30 protein-coding genes and 1 tRNA gene are annotated in these 25,488 nt (G+C 36.0%); all 31 read right to left on the reverse strand.

Annotated features, from left to right (window positions below):
* Positions 1-9: 9 nt before the first annotated feature.
* The 31 genes from ACH0BF_RS02035 to ACH0BF_RS02185 all read right to left on the reverse strand — a co-directional run bounded on the left by ACH0BF_RS02035 (position 10) and on the right by ACH0BF_RS02185 (position 25,405).
* Positions 10-1,278 (reverse strand): hypothetical protein, encoded by a 1,269-nt coding sequence (locus ACH0BF_RS02035; protein WP_340854171.1) that lies wholly within the window; start codon positions 1,276-1,278, stop codon positions 10-12.
* Positions 1,269-2,393, reverse strand: coding sequence for a response regulator (locus ACH0BF_RS02040; protein ID WP_340854173.1), 1,125 nt, complete (start codon positions 2,391-2,393; stop codon positions 1,269-1,271). The genes ACH0BF_RS02035 and ACH0BF_RS02040 overlap by 10 nt, the downstream gene beginning before the upstream one ends.
* Before the next feature lie 12 nt (positions 2,394-2,405).
* Positions 2,406-3,212, reverse strand: coding sequence for a sensor histidine kinase (locus ACH0BF_RS02045; RefSeq protein ID WP_340854175.1), 807 nt, complete (start codon positions 3,210-3,212; stop codon positions 2,406-2,408).
* A gap of 23 nt (positions 3,213-3,235) precedes the next feature.
* Positions 3,236-4,129, reverse strand: coding sequence for an ABC transporter permease (locus ACH0BF_RS02050; protein WP_340854177.1), 894 nt, complete (start codon positions 4,127-4,129; stop codon positions 3,236-3,238).
* 14 nt (positions 4,130-4,143) lie between these two features.
* Positions 4,144-5,082 carry an ABC transporter permease gene (locus ACH0BF_RS02055; RefSeq protein ID WP_406908730.1) on the reverse strand — a complete coding sequence of 313 codons (939 nt, stop codon included), beginning with the start codon at positions 5,080-5,082 and terminating at the stop codon, positions 4,144-4,146.
* A 159-nt stretch (positions 5,083-5,241) separates the two neighbouring features.
* Complete coding sequence (locus tag ACH0BF_RS02060) at positions 5,242-6,855, reverse strand: ABC transporter substrate-binding protein (RefSeq protein WP_340854181.1); 1,614 nt, start codon at positions 6,853-6,855, stop codon at positions 5,242-5,244.
* Positions 6,856-7,337: 482 nt separating this feature from the next.
* Positions 7,338-7,559, reverse strand: coding sequence for a hypothetical protein (locus tag ACH0BF_RS02065; RefSeq protein ID WP_406908731.1), 222 nt, complete (start codon positions 7,557-7,559; stop codon positions 7,338-7,340).
* Between the two features lie 82 nt (positions 7,560-7,641).
* Positions 7,642-7,714: transfer RNA gene (locus ACH0BF_RS02070), tRNA-Arg, on the reverse strand.
* A 212-nt stretch (positions 7,715-7,926) separates the two neighbouring features.
* Complete coding sequence (locus ACH0BF_RS02075) at positions 7,927-8,085, reverse strand: hypothetical protein (protein WP_406908732.1); 159 nt, start codon at positions 8,083-8,085, stop codon at positions 7,927-7,929.
* Positions 8,086-8,159: 74 nt separating this feature from the next.
* Entirely contained in the window at positions 8,160-8,372 is a 213-nt protein-coding gene (locus ACH0BF_RS02080) for a hypothetical protein (RefSeq protein ID WP_406908733.1), read from the reverse strand.
* A 186-nt stretch (positions 8,373-8,558) separates the two neighbouring features.
* Positions 8,559-9,476 (reverse strand): hypothetical protein, encoded by a 918-nt coding sequence (locus ACH0BF_RS02085; protein WP_406908734.1) that lies wholly within the window; start codon positions 9,474-9,476, stop codon positions 8,559-8,561.
* A gap of 188 nt (positions 9,477-9,664) precedes the next feature.
* Positions 9,665-11,599: an S-layer homology domain-containing protein gene (locus tag ACH0BF_RS02090; RefSeq protein ID WP_406908736.1), complete on the reverse strand. Its 1,935-nt coding sequence runs from the start codon at positions 11,597-11,599 to the stop codon at positions 9,665-9,667.
* 153 nt (positions 11,600-11,752) lie between these two features.
* Complete coding sequence (locus ACH0BF_RS02095) at positions 11,753-12,316, reverse strand: SH3 domain-containing protein (RefSeq protein WP_406908737.1); 564 nt, start codon at positions 12,314-12,316, stop codon at positions 11,753-11,755.
* 84 nt (positions 12,317-12,400) lie between these two features.
* Positions 12,401-12,652: a hypothetical protein gene (locus ACH0BF_RS02100; RefSeq protein ID WP_406908738.1), complete on the reverse strand. Its 252-nt coding sequence runs from the start codon at positions 12,650-12,652 to the stop codon at positions 12,401-12,403.
* 217 nt (positions 12,653-12,869) lie between these two features.
* Positions 12,870-13,076 (reverse strand): hypothetical protein, encoded by a 207-nt coding sequence (locus ACH0BF_RS02105; RefSeq protein ID WP_406908739.1) that lies wholly within the window; start codon positions 13,074-13,076, stop codon positions 12,870-12,872.
* A gap of 44 nt (positions 13,077-13,120) precedes the next feature.
* Positions 13,121-14,236 (reverse strand): siphovirus ReqiPepy6 Gp37-like family protein, encoded by a 1,116-nt coding sequence (locus tag ACH0BF_RS02110; RefSeq protein ID WP_406908741.1) that lies wholly within the window; start codon positions 14,234-14,236, stop codon positions 13,121-13,123.
* A 5-nt stretch (positions 14,237-14,241) separates the two neighbouring features.
* Complete coding sequence (locus ACH0BF_RS02115) at positions 14,242-14,892, reverse strand: hypothetical protein (protein ID WP_406908742.1); 651 nt, start codon at positions 14,890-14,892, stop codon at positions 14,242-14,244.
* A 28-nt stretch (positions 14,893-14,920) separates the two neighbouring features.
* A complete protein-coding gene (locus ACH0BF_RS02120; protein ID WP_406908744.1) occupies positions 14,921-16,528 on the reverse strand; it encodes a DUF6273 domain-containing protein in 1,608 nt (535 codons plus the stop codon).
* Positions 16,528-17,517 (reverse strand): hypothetical protein, encoded by a 990-nt coding sequence (locus ACH0BF_RS02125; RefSeq protein ID WP_406908745.1) that lies wholly within the window; start codon positions 17,515-17,517, stop codon positions 16,528-16,530. Before ACH0BF_RS02125 ends, ACH0BF_RS02120 begins: the two co-directional genes overlap by 1 nt.
* A 13-nt stretch (positions 17,518-17,530) precedes the next feature.
* Positions 17,531-18,394, reverse strand: a complete 864-nt coding sequence (locus tag ACH0BF_RS02130; RefSeq protein ID WP_406908746.1) for a phage tail family protein — start codon at positions 18,392-18,394, stop codon at positions 17,531-17,533.
* 16 nt (positions 18,395-18,410) lie between these two features.
* On the reverse strand, positions 18,411-20,756 hold the full coding sequence (locus ACH0BF_RS02135; RefSeq protein WP_406908747.1) for a phage tail tape measure protein: 2,346 nt from the start codon (positions 20,754-20,756) through the stop codon (positions 18,411-18,413).
* 6 nt (positions 20,757-20,762) lie between these two features.
* Entirely contained in the window at positions 20,763-21,029 is a 267-nt protein-coding gene (locus ACH0BF_RS02140; RefSeq protein ID WP_406908748.1) for a hypothetical protein, read from the reverse strand.
* Positions 21,030-21,124: 95 nt separating this feature from the next.
* Complete coding sequence (locus ACH0BF_RS02145) at positions 21,125-21,448, reverse strand: hypothetical protein (protein WP_406908749.1); 324 nt, start codon at positions 21,446-21,448, stop codon at positions 21,125-21,127.
* Positions 21,449-21,538: 90 nt separating this feature from the next.
* The gene (locus ACH0BF_RS02150) at positions 21,539-22,141 is read right to left on the reverse strand and encodes a hypothetical protein (protein ID WP_406908750.1); all 603 of its coding nucleotides are present in this window, start codon (positions 22,139-22,141) and stop codon (positions 21,539-21,541) included.
* A gap of 11 nt (positions 22,142-22,152) precedes the next feature.
* Positions 22,153-22,536 carry a tail completion protein gp17 gene (gene gp17 / locus ACH0BF_RS02155; protein ID WP_406908751.1) on the reverse strand — a complete coding sequence of 128 codons (384 nt, stop codon included), beginning with the start codon at positions 22,534-22,536 and terminating at the stop codon, positions 22,153-22,155.
* A 14-nt stretch (positions 22,537-22,550) separates the two neighbouring features.
* A complete protein-coding gene (locus tag ACH0BF_RS02160; RefSeq protein ID WP_406908752.1) occupies positions 22,551-22,898 on the reverse strand; it encodes an HK97-gp10 family putative phage morphogenesis protein in 348 nt (115 codons plus the stop codon).
* Positions 22,898-23,221 (reverse strand): head-tail adaptor protein, encoded by a 324-nt coding sequence (locus ACH0BF_RS02165; RefSeq protein ID WP_406908753.1) that lies wholly within the window; start codon positions 23,219-23,221, stop codon positions 22,898-22,900. Before ACH0BF_RS02165 ends, ACH0BF_RS02160 begins: the two co-directional genes overlap by 1 nt.
* Positions 23,221-23,553 carry a phage head-tail connector protein gene (locus tag ACH0BF_RS02170; RefSeq protein WP_041095937.1) on the reverse strand — a complete coding sequence of 111 codons (333 nt, stop codon included), beginning with the start codon at positions 23,551-23,553 and terminating at the stop codon, positions 23,221-23,223. The genes ACH0BF_RS02165 and ACH0BF_RS02170 overlap by 1 nt, the downstream gene beginning before the upstream one ends.
* Before the next feature lie 2 nt (positions 23,554-23,555).
* On the reverse strand, positions 23,556-23,699 hold the full coding sequence (locus ACH0BF_RS02175) for a hypothetical protein (RefSeq protein WP_156136561.1): 144 nt from the start codon (positions 23,697-23,699) through the stop codon (positions 23,556-23,558).
* A gap of 67 nt (positions 23,700-23,766) precedes the next feature.
* Positions 23,767-24,609, reverse strand: coding sequence for a major capsid protein (locus tag ACH0BF_RS02180; protein WP_406908754.1), 843 nt, complete (start codon positions 24,607-24,609; stop codon positions 23,767-23,769).
* Positions 24,610-24,685: 76 nt separating this feature from the next.
* Positions 24,686-25,405, reverse strand: coding sequence for a capsid assembly scaffolding protein Gp46 family protein (locus tag ACH0BF_RS02185; protein ID WP_406908755.1), 720 nt, complete (start codon positions 25,403-25,405; stop codon positions 24,686-24,688).
* Between the last annotated feature and the right edge of the window lie 83 nt (positions 25,406-25,488).

Here is a 25,488-nt window from a genome sequence, read left to right on the forward strand (position 1 = left end):
GGAAGACTTTTATGCTGATTGCTTTTTTTCTTTACTGCGGTATCCTCTGAATAAGAAAGACAGACAAACAGATACCATGGCAGACAGCAAAATTCCCCATTCTAAGCTAAAATGAAACATTCCGTATGTTTCTGCTCCTACACCGGCTAGAAAAACGAAAGCTACGGGCCACCTGGCCAATAGGCTTGTTTCCATTAAATACATAGCTGGAACCACCGGAGCCCAAACAAGAGAGGCAAAGACCATGACATCAAGGATCGTAAGCTTTGGAAGCGTAGTTACTATCAACGCAGCCATTCCTAATACCGCTGCCTTCACGAAGATATCTTTTCGGACAAAGGTTTTATCAACAAAATCACCAGCCGAGGAAGAGAACAAAATGACCAGCAAGGTTACGACTAACAGAACAATTCCAAGCTGTCCGCCAAACTGCTGGACGACTTGAAGACCTACTTCATCATTGGAAGCCGGCCATATGGCGGATGCTTTGGCGACAAACGCCAAGGTTCCCATCGAGAGCGGGACAAAGAACCATATGAAAGATGAAATCGTAAAAGCAAGAGGTCTTTTCTCTTGTTTAATATTCATAAAGATTTTCCGCATGTTTTGATTCAATAGGTGATGAGCCATGAACCGAATGAATAATACTCCTCCTAGAAGCCATCCCGACAGATCATCCAAAATAAGCATCTCCGGTGCCAAAAAGTGAACACCAGAATAGATCGTGGGCACACTCATCTTTAAATATACAAAGGTAGGTAAAAGCACAGTAGCAACCAACGCCAGCATGCTGATGATGAGAGAGCGAATATAAAGATTTTTACTTTTCGCCAAAAGAATAAATTGATAAAAGACGACAAACAAGCCGGCTAAGATCACTATATTTACGCTATAGAAAAGCTTGAATATAAACTTTGCAGCCAATAGGCTTACAATAAAATGTTCTAGATAATAAAGCAGCAAAAGCGGCTTTATTGTTCTTGTCGCATGCACCGGATCATGCGGCACTGCTCTTTTTTTCAACAGGAAGTATAGGCAGAGCAGGCTGGCCAATCCAGCCAGGCAATAGCCGAATAGACCACTCACGCCCTGCTCATATGACAATTGCGCTGCAACAAGAAATGTGGTCAATCCAACCCATTGATTCACGAGGATAACAATCCCTTTTCCTAAGCCAATGGGACGTTCTAGGTCGGGGTTGTTCTTCTCTACTTGCCGAGCACCGATTAACAACAAAAATAAACTAACAAGAGTAAAAATTTGCAATGTTAGGAACATGATTGTTTGTCATGCTCCCTCTGTAAACGGAACTGGCTTGGGGAAATTCCCTCTAGCTTCCGGAAAGTTGAAGAAAAGTAATCCGGACTGCTGAAACCTATTCGGTCGGATATGAACTGAATGGACAGCTCTTTGTTCTTCAATAGTTCCTTTGCCTGTTCAATTCTAATTTTTGTTAAGACATCAACAAACGTAATTCCAAGCTGGCTCTTGAATATTCTGCTTAAATGTGAGGCACTGAGATGAACCTCTTGTGCTAATTGATTCAAAGTAATCGGACTGGCATATTGCTGTGATAAGAAATGAAGGCATTGTTGAATCACCGCTTCATCCTTGTTTAATGCAGCTTGCACAGCACTATCGTACGATTGCTTTAGAAAATCTGGATGGGCAACAGCTTCCCCTACGCCAAACAGCCATTCGATCTCTTTATCCTTCTCCGCAAGCTCTAATTTTAGGAAGGAAAGCTTCTCTTTCACCGTGTAATTGTTTCCTTCAGGACATTCTGTCAAATAGATCCAGTGCCCATCGACAGACTGGGGGACAGCTGTTGTCTTATCAAGTGTTCGGCATACGATGGTATCCCAGAACGCCTTATCAAAAGGTTTGTTACGATTGAATCTGATGACAGTGACCACATTAGGCTGGATATGAAGGTGCGCACCAAAGAGCAGCTTTTTTGATTCCTCTCCTCTTGACCATTTTTCAGCTGCCATTTGCAGCAACAGTAACTGTTCCTCAAGCTCTCTTTCAATCTCATGTTGCATTCTTCTGATCGCATTCATCAGTTCTTCCGGAACCACAGGTTTTAAAAGATAGATGGATGCTCCGGATACAATGGCCTCTTGCGCGTAATGGAATTCACCGTGGGCAGAAATAAGTATGACCTTCACATGAGGCCACTGCGCCTTAATTTTCTGCAATGTTTCAATTCCATTCCAGCCAGGCATTCGAATATCCAGGCAAACAATATCCATGGGCTCATCTTTCAGCATGCTATAGGCTTCATAGCCATTCGCCGCTGTAAATACATCAATCAGGGGGTCAAATGAATGAAGAATGCTTTCAATATTCAAAAGCTCCAAGGGTTCATCATCAACTATGAGTACTTTCATATGGCCCCTCCTTTACGCATGATCATTTTCTTGGAAATCTTGGGAAATAGGTGTGATCGTAATTGTACTGATTGTACCTTTTCTATCCTTCTTAATTGATAATCCACTATTTTTGCCAAATTGTTCTTTTAGGCGGGAATGGACATTTCTTAGGCCAATAGCTGTTCCGTTCTTTGCACTATGGCTGTGTGCTTTCCATTGTTCAAACTCACGGACCACAGCCTCACTGACTCCTGCTCCGTTGTCTCTAACTTCCAATAGCAGCACTCCATCCGTGCTTGTGGCAGATATACTAATCTTACCTCCGTCCATAGATGGCTCCACTCCATGAATACAGGCGTTTTCAATTAATGGCTGGATAACAAGCATTGGTATTTTCATTTCCAGCAATTCTTCAGGAGCATCAATTTTCCATTCCAGCCTAGGTCCGAATCGAAGCTGTTGAATGGATAAATATTGCTCTGCATACTTCATCTCTTCTTTTAAAGAAATAAGTGAGGCTTTTTTATCTAAGTGATAGCGGAGCAGCGATGACATGGAGTAAATAGCCTGCTCCGCCTCTTTATTTTTTTCTAAACGAATTAACGTCGAAATTGTGTTTAATGTGTTAAAGAGAAAGTGGGGCTGAATTTGAGCGGATAAGTGAAGTAGCTTAGATTCGTTCAGCAGCACTTCGAGATCCGCTCTTTTTTTCTCGACTTCCAAAAAGTCGACTTCTTTTTCGGTTATTAAAATCATGACAATCATAGTGAGACTGATCATTCCGCCAACAATGCCCAAAATGATTAATGCCGTGAATAGATTAAGAGAAAGCAACATAAATCCTCCGGTCATCCATTAGATTAACTTGCTTTTCGCTGTTTTGGGTCTAGCTGGCTTTGCAAACCGTCGCCAAACAAATTAAACGCAATCACGGTGATCATAATAGAAAAACCTGCTGCTAAAGCCGTATTCGGAGAAATGAGTAAATATTCCCTTCCTTCTGACAGCATGTATCCCCAGTCTGCCGTCGGAGGCTGTACACCCAGTCCTAGAAAGCTCAATGCCGCCAAATCGATGATCGCATAGGCGAAGTCGATTGCGACTTGAACAATAATCGGTGACAGGCAATTAGGTAAAATGTGCCGGAAGATGATACGTGTATGGGAATATCCTAAAGCTTGAGCTGCATCGATGTAGGATTGCTCTTTTTCTACAAGTGTCACAGAGCGAACAAGCCTGGCAATCATCGGAACATACACGATACCTAGCGCGATTACAGCGTTTTCAAAGCCTCTTCCAAATGTGGCAACAATAATGAATGCGAGTAAGATGGTTGGAAAAGCGAGAAGAACGTCCCAGACACGGTTTATAAGGTTATCAATCTTACCTCCAAAATAGCCGGAGATAAGGCCTAGTGGAACGCCGACAACAACTGATAGCAATACGACAAACACTGCTCCGAGCAAGGTTGTTCTCGTTCCATAAATGATCCTGCTTAAAATATCCCTCCCTTGCATGTCAGTGCCAAACCAATGTGCAGAGGAAGCAGGCTCTAATGATTTGCTCAGGTCCTGCACATCAGGATCATATGGAGAAATCAGCGGGGCAAACAGCGAAATAAGTATTATCATAATAATAATTATTCCCGACATCACTGACAATTTATTTTTGAAAAGCGGTGACTTCCATACACTTCTTTTTTTCTCTGCTGGAGCTGCCGGCAGTTGTGCAGGTGGCTGACTTTGGAGTTCCATCGTATGCCTCCTTTCTATTTATAACGTATTCTTGGATCGATAATAGCATAAAGAACATCAACGACAAGGTTGATCAGCAGGAAGACAACCACCATAAAAAGCATGGTTCCCTGGACAACGGGGTAATCACTCGTTTGGACCCCGTTAATAATAAGACTGCCCAGCCCTCCCAGACCAAATGTGTATTCAACAAGCACTGTTCCTACAATGAGAACACCGATTTGGATTCCGGTTACAGTGACAAGTGGTATAAGTGCATTTCTCAATGCATGTTTGAAAATAATGGCTTTTCGCGGCAACCCCTTCGCTACAGCTGTTTGAATATAGTTCGTGTTCATTACTTCAATCATACCGCTTCTTGTAATTCCGGAGTTTAAAGCGATCATATTGAAGCTCAGTGCGAGAGAAGGAAGCAGCAAATGAATCAAGTTCTCATTAAATCCGCTCCCCGCTCCAAAAGCAGGCAGCCAATCCAAATGGTAGGAAAATAACAGTACCATCAAAATACCGGTGAAGAACACAGGAGAAGATACTCCCACGAAAGCGAATAAAGTTGAGAGGTGATCCATCCAAGTGTTTTTCTTAACAGCTGACAATATACCAAGCGGTATGGCGATGATCAAGGTAAAGATCATACTCATGACAATTAATTGGAATGTGAGCGGCAGGCGCTCCACGATCATATTTGTGACAGATTGCTTCATTTTGAAACTCTCGCCCAAATCTCCTACAGCCACGTTCTTCAACCAGATGGCATATTGTTCTATAACCGGCTTATTCAAGTGGTATTTTTCACGGATATTATCTAAGACTTCCGGTGACGTTTGGTGTCCGCCCGCCATGATGATTGCCGGATCCCCGGGTACCAGTCTTGACATGCCAAAAATGAGAACAGATACAATGAATAATATGGGAACTAAAAAGAGAAGTCTCCTTATAATATAGCTAGTCAAGCCTACACCTCCTTCAAGGGAAAATAATTTACGCTATCGCCCTTCCTTGTTCCAAGCATTAATCCATGCTGCCCCATATCAAAAAGGAAGACTTCCGAAGGGAGAATCTCCCCTTCTTCAAATAAATGCTTGATGAAGAGGAGCTCTTTCATACTGCCATTATTTTAATTTAATGTTTTTTAAGATATCATCCCAATACCATAATGGAGTGATATGATAACCTTCCACGTTATTGGTCATTGCCATCATTTGTTTTTGATGGCTTAGTGTGATCCATGGCGAATCTTCCGCAATGATTTTTTGTGCTTGAATCATTAGCTCTGCACGCTTGTCATGGTCGATCAACTTGTTTTGTTCTTCAAGCAGCTTATCAACTTCTGGATTTTTATAGTTGGCGTAATTGGCACCGCCATCAGCTGTGTTAGCTGAGTGGAATAACGGACTTAAGTTTCCTGAAGGATCTGGGAAATCCGACCCCCAGTTTTGCACCGCAATATCATAATCTCTGGCGCCGCCGAATGTACGGGTCATCAATTCCTCTCCAGTCAGCTTTTCAACCTCTAATTCAATGCCAAGCGGCTTAACTGCAGCTTGCAACGCCAAAGCAGCATTCATTCGGAGACTGTCTCCATCAGTGGAAATGGTCGCTTTGAAGCCGTTCGGCACACTTGATTCTGCCAATAATTTCTTTGCTTTTTTTATGTTGGAAGAGTAGTCAGGCAACTCTTTCTTTGCAGCTTCCCACTTATCTTTAGAAAACGTCCACATGACTGGCGGCACAGTTGACCCTTCAGCAGGAATCCCCGCATCTTTAACAATCTGCTTTAAAATTTTATCTTTATCAAGCGCATAGTTCATTGCTTGTCTTACCTTAGGATCATCAAATGGCTTTCTTTGTGTATTGAACTCGATACCATCTATTAAATATGAATCTGACGTATCCAATCTCACATTATCCATTTCTTTTATTTTTTCCACTAGATCCAGAGGAAGCTCTGTGGCAATATTTAATTGCCCCGTTTTCAACCCGGTAATTCTCGTTGTGCCCTCGGGAATCACTTTGAAAACCGCTTTATCCACATAAGGGCCGCCCTCTTTATTCCAGTAATTTTCATTTTTCTCCAAAACAATTTCTGATCCTGTTTGCCAGCTTACAAACTTAAAGGACCCTGTCCCCAATAGTCCACCTTCTGGCTTGCCGAAGTTTTCTTTATGTTCCTCAAAATACTTTTTAGAAATTACATGTCCAGCAGTTGTTGCAGGTACATATTGCCACAAAGCATCAGGCTCTGATAATGTGACTTTAATTGTCCAATCCCCATCTTGTTCAATCTTCTCTACATTTTCATACATCCAGCCTACATAGGAAGCGGTTGCAGGATCTTTAATTCTTTCCATTGAAAACATAACATCTTCCATTGTCATCGGACTTCCATCTGAGAAGGTCACGTCATCGCGGATATGATAAATGTATGTCTTCTCATCAGGATTCTCCCATTCCTTTGCAAGGTTAGGAAGAAGCTCGCCGTTTTTATCGAATTTAAGCAATCCTTCTGTGATGGAGTTAACGACTGGTCCTGTCGCAAAATCGTAGGAAAAGGCCGGATCAATGGCAACGGCGTCCTGTGCAATCCCGATTGTGACCGTTCCGCCATTCTCGCTATCTTTTCCACCATTTTCTGAGCCGGCATCTTTTTTTCCGGAACAGCCTGCAAATATAAACAGTAGAAAAGCGCTTAATAAAACGAATGCCAAATTTCCTTTTCTCTGCATCTTTTTTCCCCCTTTATCTCTGATTTATTTAGATTATATAGAATATTTAGAAAATAAAACTTTAAAATCTTATCAAAATCTCTTGAAATTCTTATCAATTTAATACGAAGTTTTTTATACAGAGAATCCGCACTTGTTAGATATGGGTATATCTAGTAACTAATGCTTGTTGAGAAGTATTTTTAATATTTAATTTGAATTTTGCACATTGTAAATTTTGTTAAAATCAAGAAAATGGATCTCGTAAAACAATCAATGAAAACGTACAGCACTTTCTCTATACGTTGAATGATTATATAGGTGTTGTGCTTGTATTCTTGATTAAAGATGTTGTTTGGAGAACTCCTATTTTAACTTTTTTGATCGTCATTCAATTATCAAATCGCCTCTAGAAATAGATTCGTCATTTTGAGCAGTGAGCGGCTCTTTTCCTCTTAAGATCCCTTTTTAGAACTGCTTCGGGAGTCTACCGTGTAACTAGCCTAAATAGCCTTCAAACAACTTGATAACATAATCCGGAAAGTCAATTTTATTTCCTCTTCTAGCACGTCTTCTTCGGTCAAATTGTTTTGTACCATAAAGAACGCCATATCGTCGAACATCAGGTTCACACAGCTGTATATATCTCTGGCTTCTTTCCATCTCTCATCCAGCCCGATGACTTTAACCTGCTGCTGGAGATTGCTGTATTGCTCATCCGGCATTTTCGACATTTCCATTAAGAGGGATGTCAAATAGAAAGTTAAAGAGCAAAAAAAAACAGAAGGGGTTTTCCCTTCTGTTTTACGCGCCTTAGAGGATTTGAACCTCTGACCTGCAGCTTAGGAGGCTGCTGCTCTATCCTGCTGAGCTAAAGGCGTGTGTATATGGTTGATATATAACGGTTTATTTAATTTACTCGGTCATATTTTTGGAATTTTGTCTCACAACTATCTTCTAACAGTATCCCATTTTTCTCCCTCTATTTTAACACGTAGCTAGCTTGCAATCTACTAAATTTTACTCAATTGCCCAGAGTTAGTGAATCGAATAATTCCTAAATCGAAAAGAAATACTCACAGGACTTCCAAATTAATAATACTTGTTAATCTGTTTTGCCCATTCTTGAAGAATTTTCTCAGGAAAATGCTCTATTAATTTCTTTTTAAATTCTTCAAGAATTTCTGGATGATAAATGATCTTTGTAGATTGTCTCACCTTTGTCTTTGAATCATTATCAGTTTTCGTCATGATGTCTCACCTTTCAATCATTTATATCTTAATAAGTTCTTCTTTAACTATTGGAGTGTTATCTGATTATGTGTTTAGTCAGTATATTTCATTACCATCTTGTAAAGAGTTTCAACAAATTCTTTACTATATAGTAAGTCTTCTAGTGTCTTATCGGTGTCCTCTTTGTATTTGTGTGTTACGTAGAAGTCCGGTGCTTTTTGTTTTTTCTTTATTCTTCTATTAATATGTATTTCTTTCTGTAAATCATCGCCTGTATTGTCTTTATTTTTGATTAATTGCTCCATTATTACTTCCTCCTAATCAAGCTCCTTAATTAGGATAAAGGATTAAAACTTAGACGAATAGCTGAAATGGTTTCCTTAGATACAAATTAATTACAAATAAAACTATTTCACTTAGAAACTTTTTCTATAGCCTGAACAAAAAAAGCCTAAATACGAATTACCGTACTTAGGCTTTGGTTAGTCTCTTTATCTATTTCTCTTCCTTCTATTTTGACGTTGATATCTAAGTTTTCTATAAATACGTACCTCTTCTTTTGCTAATTTAATAGTTTTCTCTCTCAAATCTTCTATTGCATCAATTAGATAATCAATTAATAAAAGCACTTTTAATGAGGATGTTTCTTTGCCAAAGTTTGTATATCCACCATGTAAAATAGCATGCCTACTCACATCCGACTTGATAAAACTTCCGTGCTTAAAGCTTACTAAAATATTAGTTGAATAATATTCATAAATTGCATCATCATAATCAAAACTATGAGTAATTTCTTTATTCTTCAATAATAGATGTTCAAGTAAAATTAATTGTATGTCTTCATTGACAAATCCTTTAATTTCAAAGGAATCAATTATTAGCCCTTCTAGTTGAGATAATACTGCTGGAACCACGAGATCGTACATTCCTAACTTATGAGCCATAATTGCATTTCTTAATAAAGGTAATCGATTCTTAAGATAGGATTTTTCATTCCAATTAGCCCTTATTGTCTCAAGCATTTTCTCATCATAAAACTTTACCATAAACTCATCAATATATTCTGCTACATGCTCTTTTCCATTCTCACTATAATCTTGAGCAATCTGTCTGAGCTTTCTTATATCAATCCAATCATTTGGAGGATAGCCTAAGTCTACCATTGCCTTTTTAAAAGTTATCATGTCTTCCTTTGTATCTTCTATACCTTCAGACCATCTTCTTAAAGCTTCAGCTACCTTATTTACTTCAAAAAAGGGTTTAAATGAATTCTCTCTCATTTTTCTATGTTCTTCAAATACCTCTTTAAAAGGAGAGCGAGCCAAACCTATAAGCTGTCTTTTCCACGCTTGTTGTTCCCTAACAAACTTTGTCATTGGATTCTCTCTAAAAAAGTTAAAACCGTTCACTAACCCCACCTCGCTGTTCTTCAACCGTTTTACTCTCTTTCTAGTCTCTATCTTAACTTAAATTGTTAAAAACTACATCGTGACCAATATGACAATATAAGAAAAAACACGCCATTTAGACGTGTCTTATTTGGAATGGACATTTCGCAGGCTAGTCTAATATAGTTCGTTCATCTTCTACTAATAATTTACTCTGTAACTTCCACTTTAATACTCGGAGTGATATTATTGTACCTCGAACTATAAATGAAAATAGATCCTTTTCCTTTTGCTTTACCCGTTATTAAACCGGAAGAATTGACATCAAAATATTGCCCCCCTAGTAAAGGGCTAATATCAAATCCAAGTTCTTTATACGTCATGTTTCTATAGTCTTGTTCAGGTAAAAATGCTAATTGTAGTTGAAGCGTTTCACCAACTTTTATTTGAATAGGCTTATCGGTAAAACTTGTACCATAATAAATTTTGTTATCCAGAGGATTAATGTACCCAATCTTTGAAATTTTTTGATCTAGTAAAAAATCATAATCGTCATGTTTCGTATCCCATACTAAATTAGAGGTTAAACTATTTCCATTAAAGTTATTCCAAGTCAAAAATGAAATTGACCAAAATCCTTCTTTTATATATGGATACCTATATCCACTTGTATAAAACTTACCGCTAACATAGTATCCCGGATACGAAGAGATTGTATCCGATGCTATTTTTTTCATATACTCTCTCAACAACCTCTTTGTTTCAATTCTATCAGCATTTGATAGTACTTTTCCAAATTTTTGTATTTCTTCTTGTGGTCTACTATATTCTAAATCATATGGAGACACTTTCAAACTGTTCCATTTTATTTCAATATAAACATTCTTATCTGCTTTACGGACAGAGAGTGTTGGGTTCCAATCTCCCATTGGAGTTGGTAATGAATTATAATTCTGATTTAAATATTTCTCATAGATAGCTTGATCAGCATTGGTAACTTCTTCTAAAGTTAAAACCTTCTCTTGAACAGTTACTTCTGCCTCTGAATAAATTGTATTGGAACCACTAATTGTTGCCTTAATTTTTGCAGTACCTTTTTTTAGTGCTTTGATTTTTCCGTTAGCATCAACAGAAACAATATTGTTGTCTGAAGAAAGCCAAATAATTTTATAATCATGAGCTTTTTCAGGCACTACCTTCGCAATTATCTCTTGTTCCTGTCCTTCTGTTATAATAATTTTGGAGGGGATATCAATTCCACTTACTTGAATTGGCTTTACTTGAACGGTACAAAAAATTTTAATTCCATCTACTATAACTCCAATTTTAGTTGTTCCGGGAGAAACTCCCCTGATATTACCATTCGAGTCAACAGTGGCAACAGCTGCGTTTTCTGAAAACCATTTTATTTGATTCTTATCCGCAGAAATTTCTTTATCGGGATAATCCACACGCTTAATGATTAATCTCTCTTCAGAACCTTCTAAAATAGAAACGTTGTTTTTATTTAAAGCGATACTTCCTTCTTTTATCTTTTCAGTGTCGCTTGAAGCTTGCATAGCCTTTACTATAAAAACACTAAACTGTGCTCTTGTAACTGACGTATGCGGTCTAAATGTTCCATCTGGATAACCTTGAGTAATACTATTATAGGCTAAAGCGTCTATATCTTTGTATTTCACATCCCAAGTAGGGACATCTGCGAAATGTGATTGACCAACTCCCTTAAGGGAATAAGCAGTTACTAATATTCTAGCCATTTCTTGTCTAATAAAGGCATGATCAGGGTAAAATTTTGGTGTTTTAAAAAAATACCCTTCATCTACAAGCGCTGCAATTGCTTTGTATGCTGTATGACTAGTACCAACATCTGCAAAGTTCGGATTCGGTCTATTATTTAAATCTAAATTTAATGCTCTCGCAATCATTATTGCCGCTTGTGCTTTTGTCACCGTTATATTAGGTTTGAATGTTCCATCTTTGAAACCACTGATTACACCTTTACTACTTAAATTTTTGATTTCTTCTTCCGCCCAATGGTTTTTGATATCTTTGAATTTGCTGCTTGCCTCTGTTTGTATCGCAGAGCAAAAAAAGCTCAGCAATAATATTAAAGGCAGTATAACCTTAATAATTTTCTTCATCTTTTCAATACATCTCCTTCTATATTTAGATATATCCCACTACTTTCATTACATCTAAATAGATTTCTTACAATTAATTCATATTTTTGAAGAAAAGGTGTACTATTAAAAAAGAACCGCCAAAAAGCGATTCTAAAAATTTTACCTTTTTGTCTATTTATATACTTCAATATATATTACATGAGCATCTTCCCAGTTGTATGAAAATGGTATTATAGTCAACTCACTTACACCTGGCTTTAGACCAATTATGTCATTGTTATTAGTGAAATCGATGGGTCCGTAGCTTATCAGCACTCTATCATAGTATTTATCTCTGTTTAGTTTGTCTACACGCTTCACTTGAATTCTTTGTCCAACCTTTAACCTTATTGTCTCCCCATCATCGTAATTCGCTTGAATTACACCGTATTTATCCATTGTATAATTAACTTTGATGGAACCAATCTTAAGTCCACTAGTTGCTATGTACCCTGCCTTGTTATTGTACTTAATCTTAGACCAACCACCCGGCTCAGTATTGTAAACAAATACAACTTTTCCCTTTTTGAGAGAACCTACTATTTTTGCTCTAGGACTTGGCTTCTCACGTACATCTAATTTTGCCGAATTAACTGTATTATGTTGGTTTACAGCTGCTGCTTCTGCTTCATTATTAAATATAAACATGCTAAATAATAAAACAAAAGACAGAAATATACTAATGCTTTTTTTCATTTCCCCTAAACATCTCCTTCTGCTTTTATACCCATTACTTTCGACGCTCCTGAAAGAATAACCTTCTAAAACAGGATAATATTTCTAATTAGTTTTCACTTGATATGCTTCAAGAAATAATTGAAAGCCTTTTATTGTTTTATCTCCTTTTCGTTTAACAAACCTATTACTACTTACATACCGCTGATGCATCATCATTTTCTTCTCATAATCGTAATATGAATGATCTTCTCGCTTATAAATCCGAATACACTCTAATGCTTCTCTTAATGTTAGGTCAGGTAAGATAGCAAAAGTATGATTTGTCTCATAATCAATAAATTCTACATAAAACAAAAAAACACCCCCCTATTATCATGGTTCGACAATTGGAAGGTGTTTCCTGCCGTTTATAGTAAAATTTTCACAGCTATATATAAATTAAAAAATAATAAGAGAGAAAAATTAACATGTGTATTTGATACACTTTTGAGGAAATTCTAGCTAATTATAAAGGAATTAAGAGGGGGAAAAATCGAGGTAAGGGGATTATATCCTAAAGAGGAATATGGAGTTACCCAATGTTTTTTAAGCGAACTGCTACTCTTTTACGCTTCTTTTCCACTTTATATTGCCTTGCTTGTAACTTTCCATTATGGTCATAGTATTCAGCCATTAAAACAAAGTCTGTGTAATAACGCTTGATCCTTTTCATTACATCCTTTGATTCAACATATAAACAGTAATAATTTTTATCTAACTTCCAAACTTCATTCATCATTTATCCTCCTGTAAAATTAAAAGCCTTCCTGGCAAAAGGAAGGCTTACTTTCTTATGTATGGTTCAAAAATCTTTAATTCTTGTTTAATACGTTCTGCTAAAGAGGGAATTTTATCTCCAAATGTTGCAATCAGCTTATATCCTGAAGGCTCAAAAGCTTCTGTAATGGAAGTAATACGCATATCCTTACTGATTCTCCAATCATCATGTTGGACAGTTACAATGTCACCTAATTTGTAATCACGCTCATATTGAAACATATCAGTATTATTAATTTCAGCGTCCAATGTGTTAATTCTGCTGTGTTCTTGGAGTCTTCTTTTTCCCTCTTCAATTGGATCAATATATTTTCCTTCTGAAGCACTCACTTCAATCAATACTTCTTTTCTCTTTAAGCCAGATGCCTCCCCTATTGAATAGATATTTCTCTTCTCTCCCTCACCATCGGCTGCAATATAAGCAACATTCTTTTCAGTATAATTGCTATCTATATAACGTAAACCTTGTATATTATCGAATTTGGGAGAAAAAATAACAGGTGAATTTTCCGATTGATTAACGCTTAAGTTTCTTCCTTCATACATATCAAAGACCCATTTGTTTTTGAGGAAGTCAAGGTAAATATGCCAACCTAGCCCATACAATTCGCTTAATTGCTCCACTTCTTCTTTAAGCTTTTTATGCCTAGACTGATAACGAATAATTTCACCACGCATTTTATTGGTTGTCATTTCCAATTGAGGAATATTTCTGGCAGGATTAATAGCATTTACAATATTTCGATTAATATAATGTCTGATAACCGTTTCAACATTTCCTTGTATTTGATCATAAGCTCTTTTCTCGTTATTCTCTCCATATGTAAGGGTAATGCGCTCTTCGAAAATTGTGCCTAGTGTTTTACCTGAAAACTTCTTAATAACTTTTCCTTCTTCATTTAAATCATATTCAGTATGATCAATTTTTCCAACCTTCTCTCTATTGTTTCCAACTAAGATCAATTGATCTTTTTCTAATAAGCGAACATTATTATCGTCTGCTTCAATAGCAAGGAGAAATTCACCAACCTTATTATAATTTGTGGTAAATGAAAAAGACTCATAATCATCTATGAGTCCAATTCGTTCTAAATCTTCATTCAAGATATTTATATTTGTCATTTTTATCACGTCCTAGCAATTAAAAAGCGTTCCACCTTTCTTAAAAAAGGTATTTCATTTGTATTATCACGACTCATTTCAATACTGCTATGCAATTTATCGCCGACTAAACCGCCTAATTCATATTCCTCTTCAACCATGCCATTCTTATATATTCCTTTAACAAATTTCATTGGTTTGAGAGCAGGCTCCATATCCTCAAAAGTAAGATCTATTAAAGGATTATAGTGAATTTTTGAGTTTTCCAACATTCGATTTACATTCACATCTTTTTCTAAAGCTTTATCCAGTGTAATTTCATATGATCCATCGGTATTTGATAAATACTCCAGCACTTTATATTGTTTTGAATTAATGATTATCTGAGAACCAATAATAATATCTTCAGCTGTGCCTACCTGATAAGAAATAGTGTATGTTTTATCTTCAATCATACCAGTAAGATTAGTCGTCCTAATAATGAAATTGTTATCCCCTTCTTTTAAAAAGTTATGATTAACTGAAAAAGAAGTCTCTTTACTATTTTCGGCATTAAAAAAGCCAATTTCCTTGTTATTCAATAGGAAACTAGCTTTAGCTACTTGAAATGCAAACTTCATATTAAAGGTTAAATCTTTATCGCTTAAAATAGTAACTTCAACCATATGTTCAGCCAATTAGCCCATCTCCTTTCTTTAAGAAGTGTCAGATATGATCGCCAAAATTATAGACCTGAGAAATTTTCTTCAGGAATGTTTCTTCATGAATTGACTCTCTATTCAATAGTAACTTTGTAAAACAATATGATCCTGAAACAACGGATTCCCATTCTTCTGTCGCTAATTCCTTTTGTTGATCATAGGAAACTCTTTTAAATATCATTGGTGTATATAAAGGCTGAGCAAAGAAGTCATCCGTCACAAAGACATGAGGTACATAGTTAAATTTGATATTCTCTAATGTCTCATTCGCTTTTATCGTATCTTTTAGATTACGATTCAATGTAATAGTCATTGTCCCATCAAGGTTATCTATGACATCTTGCACTTCAAAAGTTTCATTAGTAACCGCAACATCATCACCAACGTTAAAGGAACCTTTCTCAATATGGATTTGGAATAATTGTCTGCGCTCTAAACCAGCATTATCCTTGCTGACAAAAATCAATTCATTGTTACCATCTAATAATTTCTCATGCGGCAGAGTAAATTGCAGATGGGAATTTAAATCGGTTGTAACAATTTGCTGTAACTCGTTATTTAAAAAGATTTTTATCTCTTGTGTTAATCCCTTCATATCTCGAACAGTATAATCAATAGTCAGTACATTCGTTCCTAACACTTCAACAACTGGAGCTACATCAGCAATAATGTCATAAACTCCCTCTTCATCTGGAACCAAAGAAACAAGAGTTTGATTAGTAATATTCACTGCTGGTTTTAATCCAGAATATTTGTTAGCATCAGCTCCTGATGTAGATTGTCCATTAGAACTAATCTCTAAGATTTGATGAACAGATTGTAAATTGGCACTCCTTGTCATGTATTCAAAATTCATACCATAAGTGATACCAGATTGTTCTGCACTCCATGTTGAATATGGACTCTTGGAGAAAGCTAAATCAGAAGCCTTCGATGACACGTCTGGAATTTGAACAAAATATTCAAGCGTTTCCCCTTCTTTAATTGAATCTAGGGTATCAGCATTATATTTATTTTCACCTAACCCTAATTCACTTAGAGAAAGTAAAAAGAATGTGTCTTCAGTTAAATCGTAACTTCCTTTCCCTATTCCAAACGTTGGTTTAAAGTCAAAAGTTGGATTAGTTGCTGCTTTCACTTTTGTTTTTAAGAACAAGTCCCTTTCATAGTCACGAAACATTCCCAAAAAACCTTGGAATTCCTCATAAGGATAATGATAAGTGTTGTAATAAATATAATTAATAGAAGGTGGAGTATCCCTGTCGTTGTAATGATAATCTCCAGCAATATTTTGAGGAACAAACCATTCATTTGCTCCTAAGTCTGTGTTTAGCCATTGCCTTATGTTAGATTGTTTGTAACGGTTATTCCCATATCTTGCTCTATCTGATAAAGCATTTTCTGGCTCTTTTCCATCATAAGCCATAAAGAATAAAATTTTATCAGCCATTATGGTAACAGCATTTTGAGGATAGTTATTATCTTTTTTCCAGTGATCTTTTGAGACAATTTTCCACACCATTGACTCTTGATCTGATTGATGTTTAAAGTTTCCCATTCTAACTTTGGCACCAAGGGGTAAATCACTAATAAATTGGGCATTAACTGTCATTACACATTCACCTCAGTAACAGTTATATTCACATTTGATACTTTAATTTTATTTTGACCTGATAAAGCATTTTCAGTGACTTTTACTAACTTCCCTGCCGGTCTAGTGTGATAATGCTTCACTTTATTTGCTACAAAACCAATTGGATGAGGCTTCCATGTTACTTGATCTGTTAAGTTAGCTCCACTCATTTGAATTTCCATCTTATCCGTATCAATTTGAGCAGTTGTGTTGTTGAGATCGATTTTGGAGGTATCCTTTAAGATATCGTAAAAATAACCAGCTCCAGTTGTACCTGTCTTTCCTTCTAAATATCTTTGAGTGAATAATTCAATTTGATTTTTCTTCACAAGCTCAATTTCCTGTTTTAAATTCGTTACCTCAACTTCTTGATTTAATTCATTGAACCGGGTATAGAGATCATCATTTATTTGGCTTTTAAATTCATTAAAATTTTCTTCTAACTTTTCTAAAGGAATCGAAATAAGCGAAGAGACCAATCCACATAAATTTTTATTAAATCGTTCATCCGTAATATGTTTAGTCATAACTACTGTTGATTTAGAAGGAATTCTAATTTGAGCTAAAGACAATTCATATACTTCCTCATCACGTGTTAAAACGGGTGCTCGAGGAAGTAAAGATGGTTGACCTTTTAAAATAAATACTTTGATATGACGATTTTCCGGTTTATTATCATACCTAATTACGACTCTATCAATCCGATCAAAATTTTCATCTGCTATATCATGTTGAAGATGTAAGTCTTCTGTATTTTCATAAAGATGTCCTTTAATAACGGCTGAACCCGGAGTGACTGTTGTTTTTAACTCTATTCCATCAGTTTGAACTTTGATGAAAGGAACATTATCTTTATGAATTAATCCATTTGAAAGAAATTGTGAAAAATATGAAGAAAAGTCAGTTGCTTGATAGCTTCTGACTTGTTGTGTTGAACTATTAAAAAACTTATAGATTTCTGTCATCATGAACCTCCATTCTTTATATTCCTAAATACTTATGATTCCACTGCAAATGTAAAGTAGCTGAACCTGAATCACTCTCGGCTGTGTACTTTAGAACATTTTCACCGATATCTAAATATAGGAATGATGAATCTAATGACATCATTCCTATTGCGTTGCTCTTCTTTCCATCCTCTTTAATCAAAGAAACTTCCTTTTGTCCATCTGCCGCATTAATTACTAGAGTGTCAGTTGAATTAATCTTTTTGTTTATCCTGATAAATTCACCGGTTGTTAAATTTTCAAGAAAAATATTTTTTACTCCACCTTCAAATTTTAAGAAAAGAGGAGTCTGTACATGACCGTTATTTACAACCTTTGTCGTTGTGCTTTCATAACCTAAGCTGAAGTATTCGTTACTCTTTGTATTCAGTGGAAATGAGAAGGCAGGGGTTACAGGAGTGTAAAAAGTATAGTGTTTTTCATGAAGGTCGTACCAATAAGGATCAGGACATAGTAGATTAATTAAACAAACAACCGTATCGCCCTTATATTCAGAAAAGAGAGGTGTTTCCTCGATAACTGCATTAATCTTCTTTGTTCCATTTGGCGTCTTATATTCTAAAGTACCCTTTAGTTTTGGATTGAATATGCTTGAAATGAACTCTCGATATCCGAATAACTGTTTATTATTTCTTGCTTTTATTGTTGTTCTTAGGACGATATGCCTCATATCTAATTTAGAATCTTTTATATATTTCCCATCGTGATTAGGAGTAGAATATGTATTCAAATTTACACTTACATTTCCAGTTCCTTCTATACTTTGAAGAATAAAAGGGGGAGCAATATCGAAATGGATACTTTGACCTCTTTCGTTTGTATAACTTGCTTTTTGCACATTCACACCTCCCCTTTTATGTATTTAAAGTCAAAGCAAGAGTTTGCCCAGCATACTTAGCTTTACGTGCTATTTCTGTAGAAGATAAATTGCCTGTATTATTAAAAATAAGGTTTTGAGTAATTGAGTTATTCCTTAACATTTTTTCAGTATCTCTATTTTTTATTACTTGAGAACCTGCTGGCAAACTAACAATTTCACGCCCCTGCTCCCCTACCACAGCTAATCCACCGGAAAAGTTTTTAGTACCCAAAGCCAGACGATCTTTTTCATCTTTGCTATCACCACTACTTTTACTACTTTTTCCGTCACTTCTACTTTTCCCTGTCTTCGATTCCCAACCAATCAATTCTTTTACTTTATTAATAGCATCTCCGACTTTTGTGATTAAACCACTAAAACTACCAATCATATCTTTCACATAACCAACAACTTTTTCTTTAACTCCTAAAACTATAGTTTTAATTTGCCCAAAAACGGATTCCCATATTTTAGGTATACTGGAGAAGTCACCGTTAAAGATGGCAAGTATAGTATCTATAACTCCTCGGATAATTTTACTTATCGCACTAAAATAGGAATTTGCTAAAGATTTGACAGCTGACCAAATCCCAAGCACTATTTCTTTAGCGTTGCTCCACCCATTAATAAATACTGACTTTGCACTTTCTGTAAAGCTTTGCACAAAGTTTGCTACAGTAGAAAAAGTACTAGAAACTGTTGAAACAATTGAACTCCATAGTCCACTAACTGTTTCAACGGCAGTATTCCAAGCGTTTACTAGGAAGTCTTTTGTTGTTTCTGTAACCTTCGAAAGTATATCCCCCAAGGAATTCCAAGTATTAATACCTGTTTGAACTATGCTATCCCATAGTTCTGCTAAGAAATCTATTGTTGCTTGCCATCCGCTTGATAAAGCTTTACCTGCTGTTTTCGTTGCATTTGAAAGAAAATCGCTCAATGCTCCGAAAACTTTTTTAGCATATGCCCATATCTCATCCCAATTTTTATAAAGAAATACTCCAGCAGCTACTAGAGCTGTTATTGCAGCTATTGCAATTCCAATAGGTGCTGCTATTGCTCCAAATGTTATTCCTGCAGTTGCAAATAAAGGAATTAGCGTACCAATCATTGTGATTATAGGTGATATGGCAATCAGTAAAACTCCCAAAGCCCCTGCTGCTAATCCAAGACCTACAACAATTTTTTGCATGGTTGGGGACATATTTGAAAAGAAACCAGATAGACCTTTAACAGCACTTGAAACTTTAGGCATCCAATCTTGAGCCATTTTAAGCAGCACTTGACCTAATGGTTCTAATGCGCCTTTAAATTCTCGCCAAACTGCTGTAGCTTGTTGAGAAACACTTTGTTCAATTGCATCTCCAGCTCTTTTAGCAGCACCTTCTACTTGTCCCAAAACCTCTGTGGAAGGATTCATAGCCATTACAACTTTTTGACCGACATCCTCCCATTGAGTTCCAAACAATTCAACTCCCATACGATTACGTTCAGTTTCGTCTTTTACACCAGCTAACGCTGTCATCACTTCAGTGTAAGCGCCCTTTGCTGATTCACCACCTGCATTGATCTTGCCCATAACGTCTTCTGCACTCAAACCAATTGCACTCATTACTTCGGCTTGACCTTTGCCCATATCAGATAACCGTAGAAAGTTCTCCTTAACCGCATCTCCAACTTTATCTAAATTGAAAGCGCCATTTTCACTTCCTGAAACCATAATCGCAAAGGCTTCTTCAGCTGTATAACCCATTTCTTTAAAGTGGACTGAGTATTCGTTAATAGAGTCTAGAAACTCACCTGAGAAGTTAAGCCCCTTTTGCTGTCCAACTGCCAATAAATCAAATGCTTTATTAGAAGAAATCCCAAACTGTGTCATAAGCATATCTGCCGATCTTGCAACGGCTCCAACATCTTCATCCATTGTCTTTGCTAGCACCATAGCTTGTTGTGTTACCCCGCCTAATTCAGCGTCATTTATTCCCTGCATTTGCTCTTTAACGGAAATCATATCTTGTGAGACTTGTTCTAAACTTTCACCAAATCCATCTTTATAAATTCCCTTTGCTGTCTGCACCAGAGCGTCTGCTTGATCTTTTGTGTAACCTAATGACGCTTGTATTTGGGCGCTTGCTGCATCGGAATCCATAGCACTATTAAGCAATGCACCGCCTATTAAACCAATACCACCTGCTATTGCAGCACCTGTGCCAGCCATTTTCCCAGCAATATTTTTAAAGCTCGCTCCTAAAGCATGGGCACGTTGTTCAGTGTCATTTAAAGCCTGATCAGCTTGATCTGTATCAATAAATACTGAACCCAATAACCTAAAGAGTTCCAACGTATATCACCTCCTATCTTTAGGGATTTTTTCAAAATCCACTTGTACAAAGCCCATAGACAAAATGTTTGTAGCATCTTGGATAATTTCTTCATCAGATTTACCAGATCGAACAACATTGTGATTGTTAGAAGACGGTTTTTTCTTGCCTGTTACACGATCTTTGAACTGTGTAAATGTCATGAAATTTTCATTCTGTATGTGCGGATACAATGAAACATAAAGCTTTTCCATGTGTTCATCTAACTTCTTTTCATTAGCCTTCATGGTCATTTCTCTGCCCCCTACAACAGACATTTCCATGATTGTTTCAAAGCCACCACCATAACGGGACAATAAGAGGTCTTTTATCTCCCACTCGTTATTGATTACTTCGAAGCTAGTTTCAAAAAACGGTCAAATTCCTCACTTTTAGATAATTGGCTAAACACCTCAAAAAGCACCTCAAATCCTAAACGTTCAAGTTCTTTTGGTTTAACTTGAAGTAAACTAGAAAGAAAATCAGTAATTTCTTTTTCTGCTAGATGCAATCCACTTAAAACACGGCTAGCTAATTCAAAACCTATTTCTTCTTGTGAAAGTCCTTTTTCAAATTTCAACTTAATATTAAGTTTTGAAATAATTTTCGACATAGGAAAAATGTCTTTGTATGTAAGTCCCCTAATTTCTAATTCTTTTTCTTGTTTTGTCATTATTCGTTTCCTCCATTGATTAATAATTATTTTTGTTAGATATACAAAAAGAGCATCCCTATTAGTGACACTCTCGATTTAAATCTTTAATTAAGGTGTTGCAGGAGAAACAGGCGCCTTAGGATAGTAAATTTTATAAGGAGCTCTATTTTCATCAAGGTGCGTTTCATCATAATGCCCTGCTAATTTTACAGGGATAACAACTTCCGCTCCGTCTTTTGTTTTCATTTCTAATCCTTCAATAGAAATAACATTTTCAATCACAACAATAATTGGTTGACCATCACTTAAACGACCAACAAGAGCAACATTTTCTAGGTAATCGGTTAGCTCAATTATCCCTTTTGTTGTAATGATGTCATAAATATTATTTGTTGTTGTATCAACATTGCTGCCTGAAATAGTCAAAGCAAGTGTTTGAGCCGTAACTTCTTTCAAATTAACAAGCAGAGTAGGGTTTTCAAATTCTTTTACTGCTAATCCTTTACCTCTTCCCTTCATCCCATCAACAACGATATTTCTAATTTCTGTTTCAACAACAAATTCGTTACCACCTTCAGTTGCGCCGATCACTTCACCTGACATTAGATTTCCGGTAGTAGGATCAATCTCAAGATTCTTGTAGACTGCTCCAGCATCAATGACAAAACGTTCTACTGATTTATTTGTATAGCTAGTTGATTTCAGTGACATTTAAATTCCTCCTAGTTTCTATCATAATTTTTTATAAGGAAACGCAATTGTCTGCGTTCAATACTTGTATCTTCATCTGGCAGAGAAAAACGGTTTAACTTAGTAAATATAAATAAAGACTCCTCATCTAGATGACGAAGAGTCTTAAAAATATTTTCTACTTGATCTGTTAAATTCTCAGTTTCAGTAAGAGCGTCATAATTGGGTTTATCTTGATTCCAAACATCTAATTCAAGTATTCTGTCTTCTGCATTACTATTAGAAGGATTGTTGGAAGGAAAGTTAAACACTATATAAGGAAATGATGTTTCTTTTGGTGCTTTCATATAAAAAGCTTTATGTGTTACAGAGCTTAATTGATTTATAATAAAATTAATTTTTTTCGCTGTTTTCATTATAATCGCTTCTCCTAAGAATCCAGGTTTTCAAAATGATTTTCTAGAATACGTTGGATATTATCAAGATTCTCTTCAGCAGCAGGAGTTAAGTATGGTTGAGCATTCATCTTATAGGTTCCTTTTTCTACATAAACCCCATATTCAACATCTGTTCCAATTTGAACGGATTTCGAGTTTATATCAACCTTATGATTAATACTATCCCTCAAACGCCCACCAACACGTCCATTCTTATATTCACCAACGGGCGCACGTAATTTCGATTCACCTTTTACGTATTGACCAATCGCTTCAAGGCTTCTTTCAACGTTTTTCTGTATTTCTTCTCTTACACGATCAAAATGATTTTCAAATCTCATTATTTCCCCTCCTCACTTTGAGGAATGAATTTCAACTCGATCTCTAAATGATCATTCATATTTAAAGGATTATCCACATATGTAACTTCATATTTCTTATTGCTATACTGGTTGATAAGAATGTCGTTTTCTTTTACATCCACTACATCACAAATAAGAATATGAGTTGATTCTTCTTGCATCCTTGCGTATTTAAAGACAGTGCTTCCAGTAAGCAAATCAAGAACACCTTCTACAGTACCGGCATCCTGTAAAGTGGTGATTTCACGATTCAATTCATTAATAGCAACTACTTTACGCTTAATTGTGAAAAGTTGCTCCATTAGATGAAACTCCATCCACCAGCTGAAGGATCAGTTGTTTCTTTATATCGCTCCAATGTAGAAGTGATATAAGAAGGAAGCTCTTCAGAATATGTAGTGTTCATTCTTGATATTGCCTTTGCTTTAACTCCTGATTTTAGCATGAAAAATTCAATGATCTTGCTTGCCATAAACTTTAATGTGTCATCGACTAGTGAAGGATTAGCAGTAAGATCAAGACCGGTTTCTTTTTCAATGAATGAAGTGACAACGGGAATCATGGAAGTAAAATAATCATCTTTTGAATTGTCTTTAACGCTTAAATAATTTTTGATTTCCCCAAGAGTAACCATAATTACTTCTCTTCTTTCGATTTAGCAGGTGCTTTCTTCACTGGTTTTACTTCTGCAAATTCCTCTTTTTCAAGAAGATATTCAATCAGTTTTTCATCTTCAATTTGAAATTCCATACCTGTTGTATTATTTTTAATAACTTTCATTCTCTTCACCCTTTCACAAATAAAATAAAAAAATCCCTCCTAAACATAAGAGGGATTCAATTATGTATTAGCCTTTGTTAGCTGTAAGAACAACTAATTGTTTAGGAAGAGTAATTTTAGTACCAAATGTGTAAAGACCTTTAACACCAGCACCGAAACGTTTTTCAGGCTCATATGCCTTCATTTCTGTTACTTGACCGGCAAAAGTGATAGCTTGACTTACACCGCCCATGATTTTGTATTTGTCTTTTGTTACTGTTGAAAACGGAACGTTGTTTGAGTTGAATAGGTTAAAGCCTGCTACACGACCAACATAACCGTTTGCAACTACTCCATCAGCAGCTTGAGTTGAATGTGTAAGCACTTCAGCTTTCAAAAGCATTCCATGTAACCAAGCAGGAACAACAAGGAAACGTCCATCATCAGGAGTATCAGTTTCATCAAGACGTACTTTCAAATCAACGATTTTATCATAAACGTTTGCAGCTGTAATGATTTCAGGAGTTGCATCAGAACCCAAGAAGTTATCAGCATGAACATCTACATAATGAGAAGCGATTTTAGTTTCTACACGCTTTTTCAGACCGTTACTTGCATCTTTCATAGCTTTTGCCATGTTATCAATATTAGATTGTGCAGCATCGATTGAATCAATATAGAAATTGAAGTATGGTTGTTGGTCAACAACTAGTTCTTGTTGAGTACCAGTAAGAAGTTGTGGATCAGCCATATCAGTATTTTTCACATAGTCACCGATTGTTACAGGATTTTGTGAGTTGATTTTTACACGGTCACCGGCATCTTTAATTTCACCTTCATAATCACGATTAACAAGGTTACCATAAGTGAATTTTTGATCCATTTCCTCAAGTAGTTTAGCGCTCCAAATAGCTGGGATAAAGTTTTGCATAATAATAATTCCTCCAATAAGTTAGTTTTTTTAAAATATAAAAAACATGCCATTTTGACATGTTCTTAAACGGTAATTATTTTGATTGAACCATTGCAGATGCAATATCTTTCCAATCAGTTGATTTAATCAATTGTCGTGCTTCTTCAGTAGACAAGTTTTTCAATTGATCCATTGTATATGCCGGTTTAGCCGTATCACCTTTTTTAAATTCCTTAGATGTACCGCTAATAGCAGCATTGACACCCTTTTGAACCGCCTCGTCAAACATGGTCTTGAAAGCAACGACATTTTCTTTTGTTTTATCAGCATCAAGATTAACCAAGAATCCCTTCGCTTCAATTGGCAATTCATGCTCTTTCAATAAATCAACAGTAAGCAATTCCATCTTTGTTTGTTGGATTTGAGTTAGTGCTTCAGCAATTTCTTTTTCTTTAGAAGCTAACTCCTCTTGGCGCTGTTTCGCTTCAAAATCCTTAATCTCATCTTCTGACATCTTGGATTTTTTGAAGTTTTCTAATTCAACATCTTTGTCTTTAAGCTTCTTTGAATACTCAGTACGGATTTTATCAGTTTCAGATTGAACAATTTTCTTAATCATTTCTTCTGTTGCTGAACCGTTATGAATATCATTTTTCTTCTGTTCATTTGTTGCTTCAACTTTTTCAGTAGCTTGTCCAATACCTTTACTGTCCTCACTACCTCCACCGTTGTTTTCCACTTCTCCACCCTCAGCAAAGAATTGAATATCTAAAGGCAATAAGAAATTTTGTTTTGTTGTAACTGGTTTTGACATAATTAGTTTCCTCCTAATGAGTTCAAATAAAAAAGCACCTTCAAAAGAAGTTGCTGCTTATCTGCCCTCATATATAATTTTAT

Source organism: Pseudobacillus sp. 179-B 2D1 NHS, assembly GCF_045370945.1.
In the GTDB taxonomy this organism is placed as follows: Bacteria; Bacillota; Bacilli; order Bacillales; family Domibacillaceae; genus Pseudobacillus.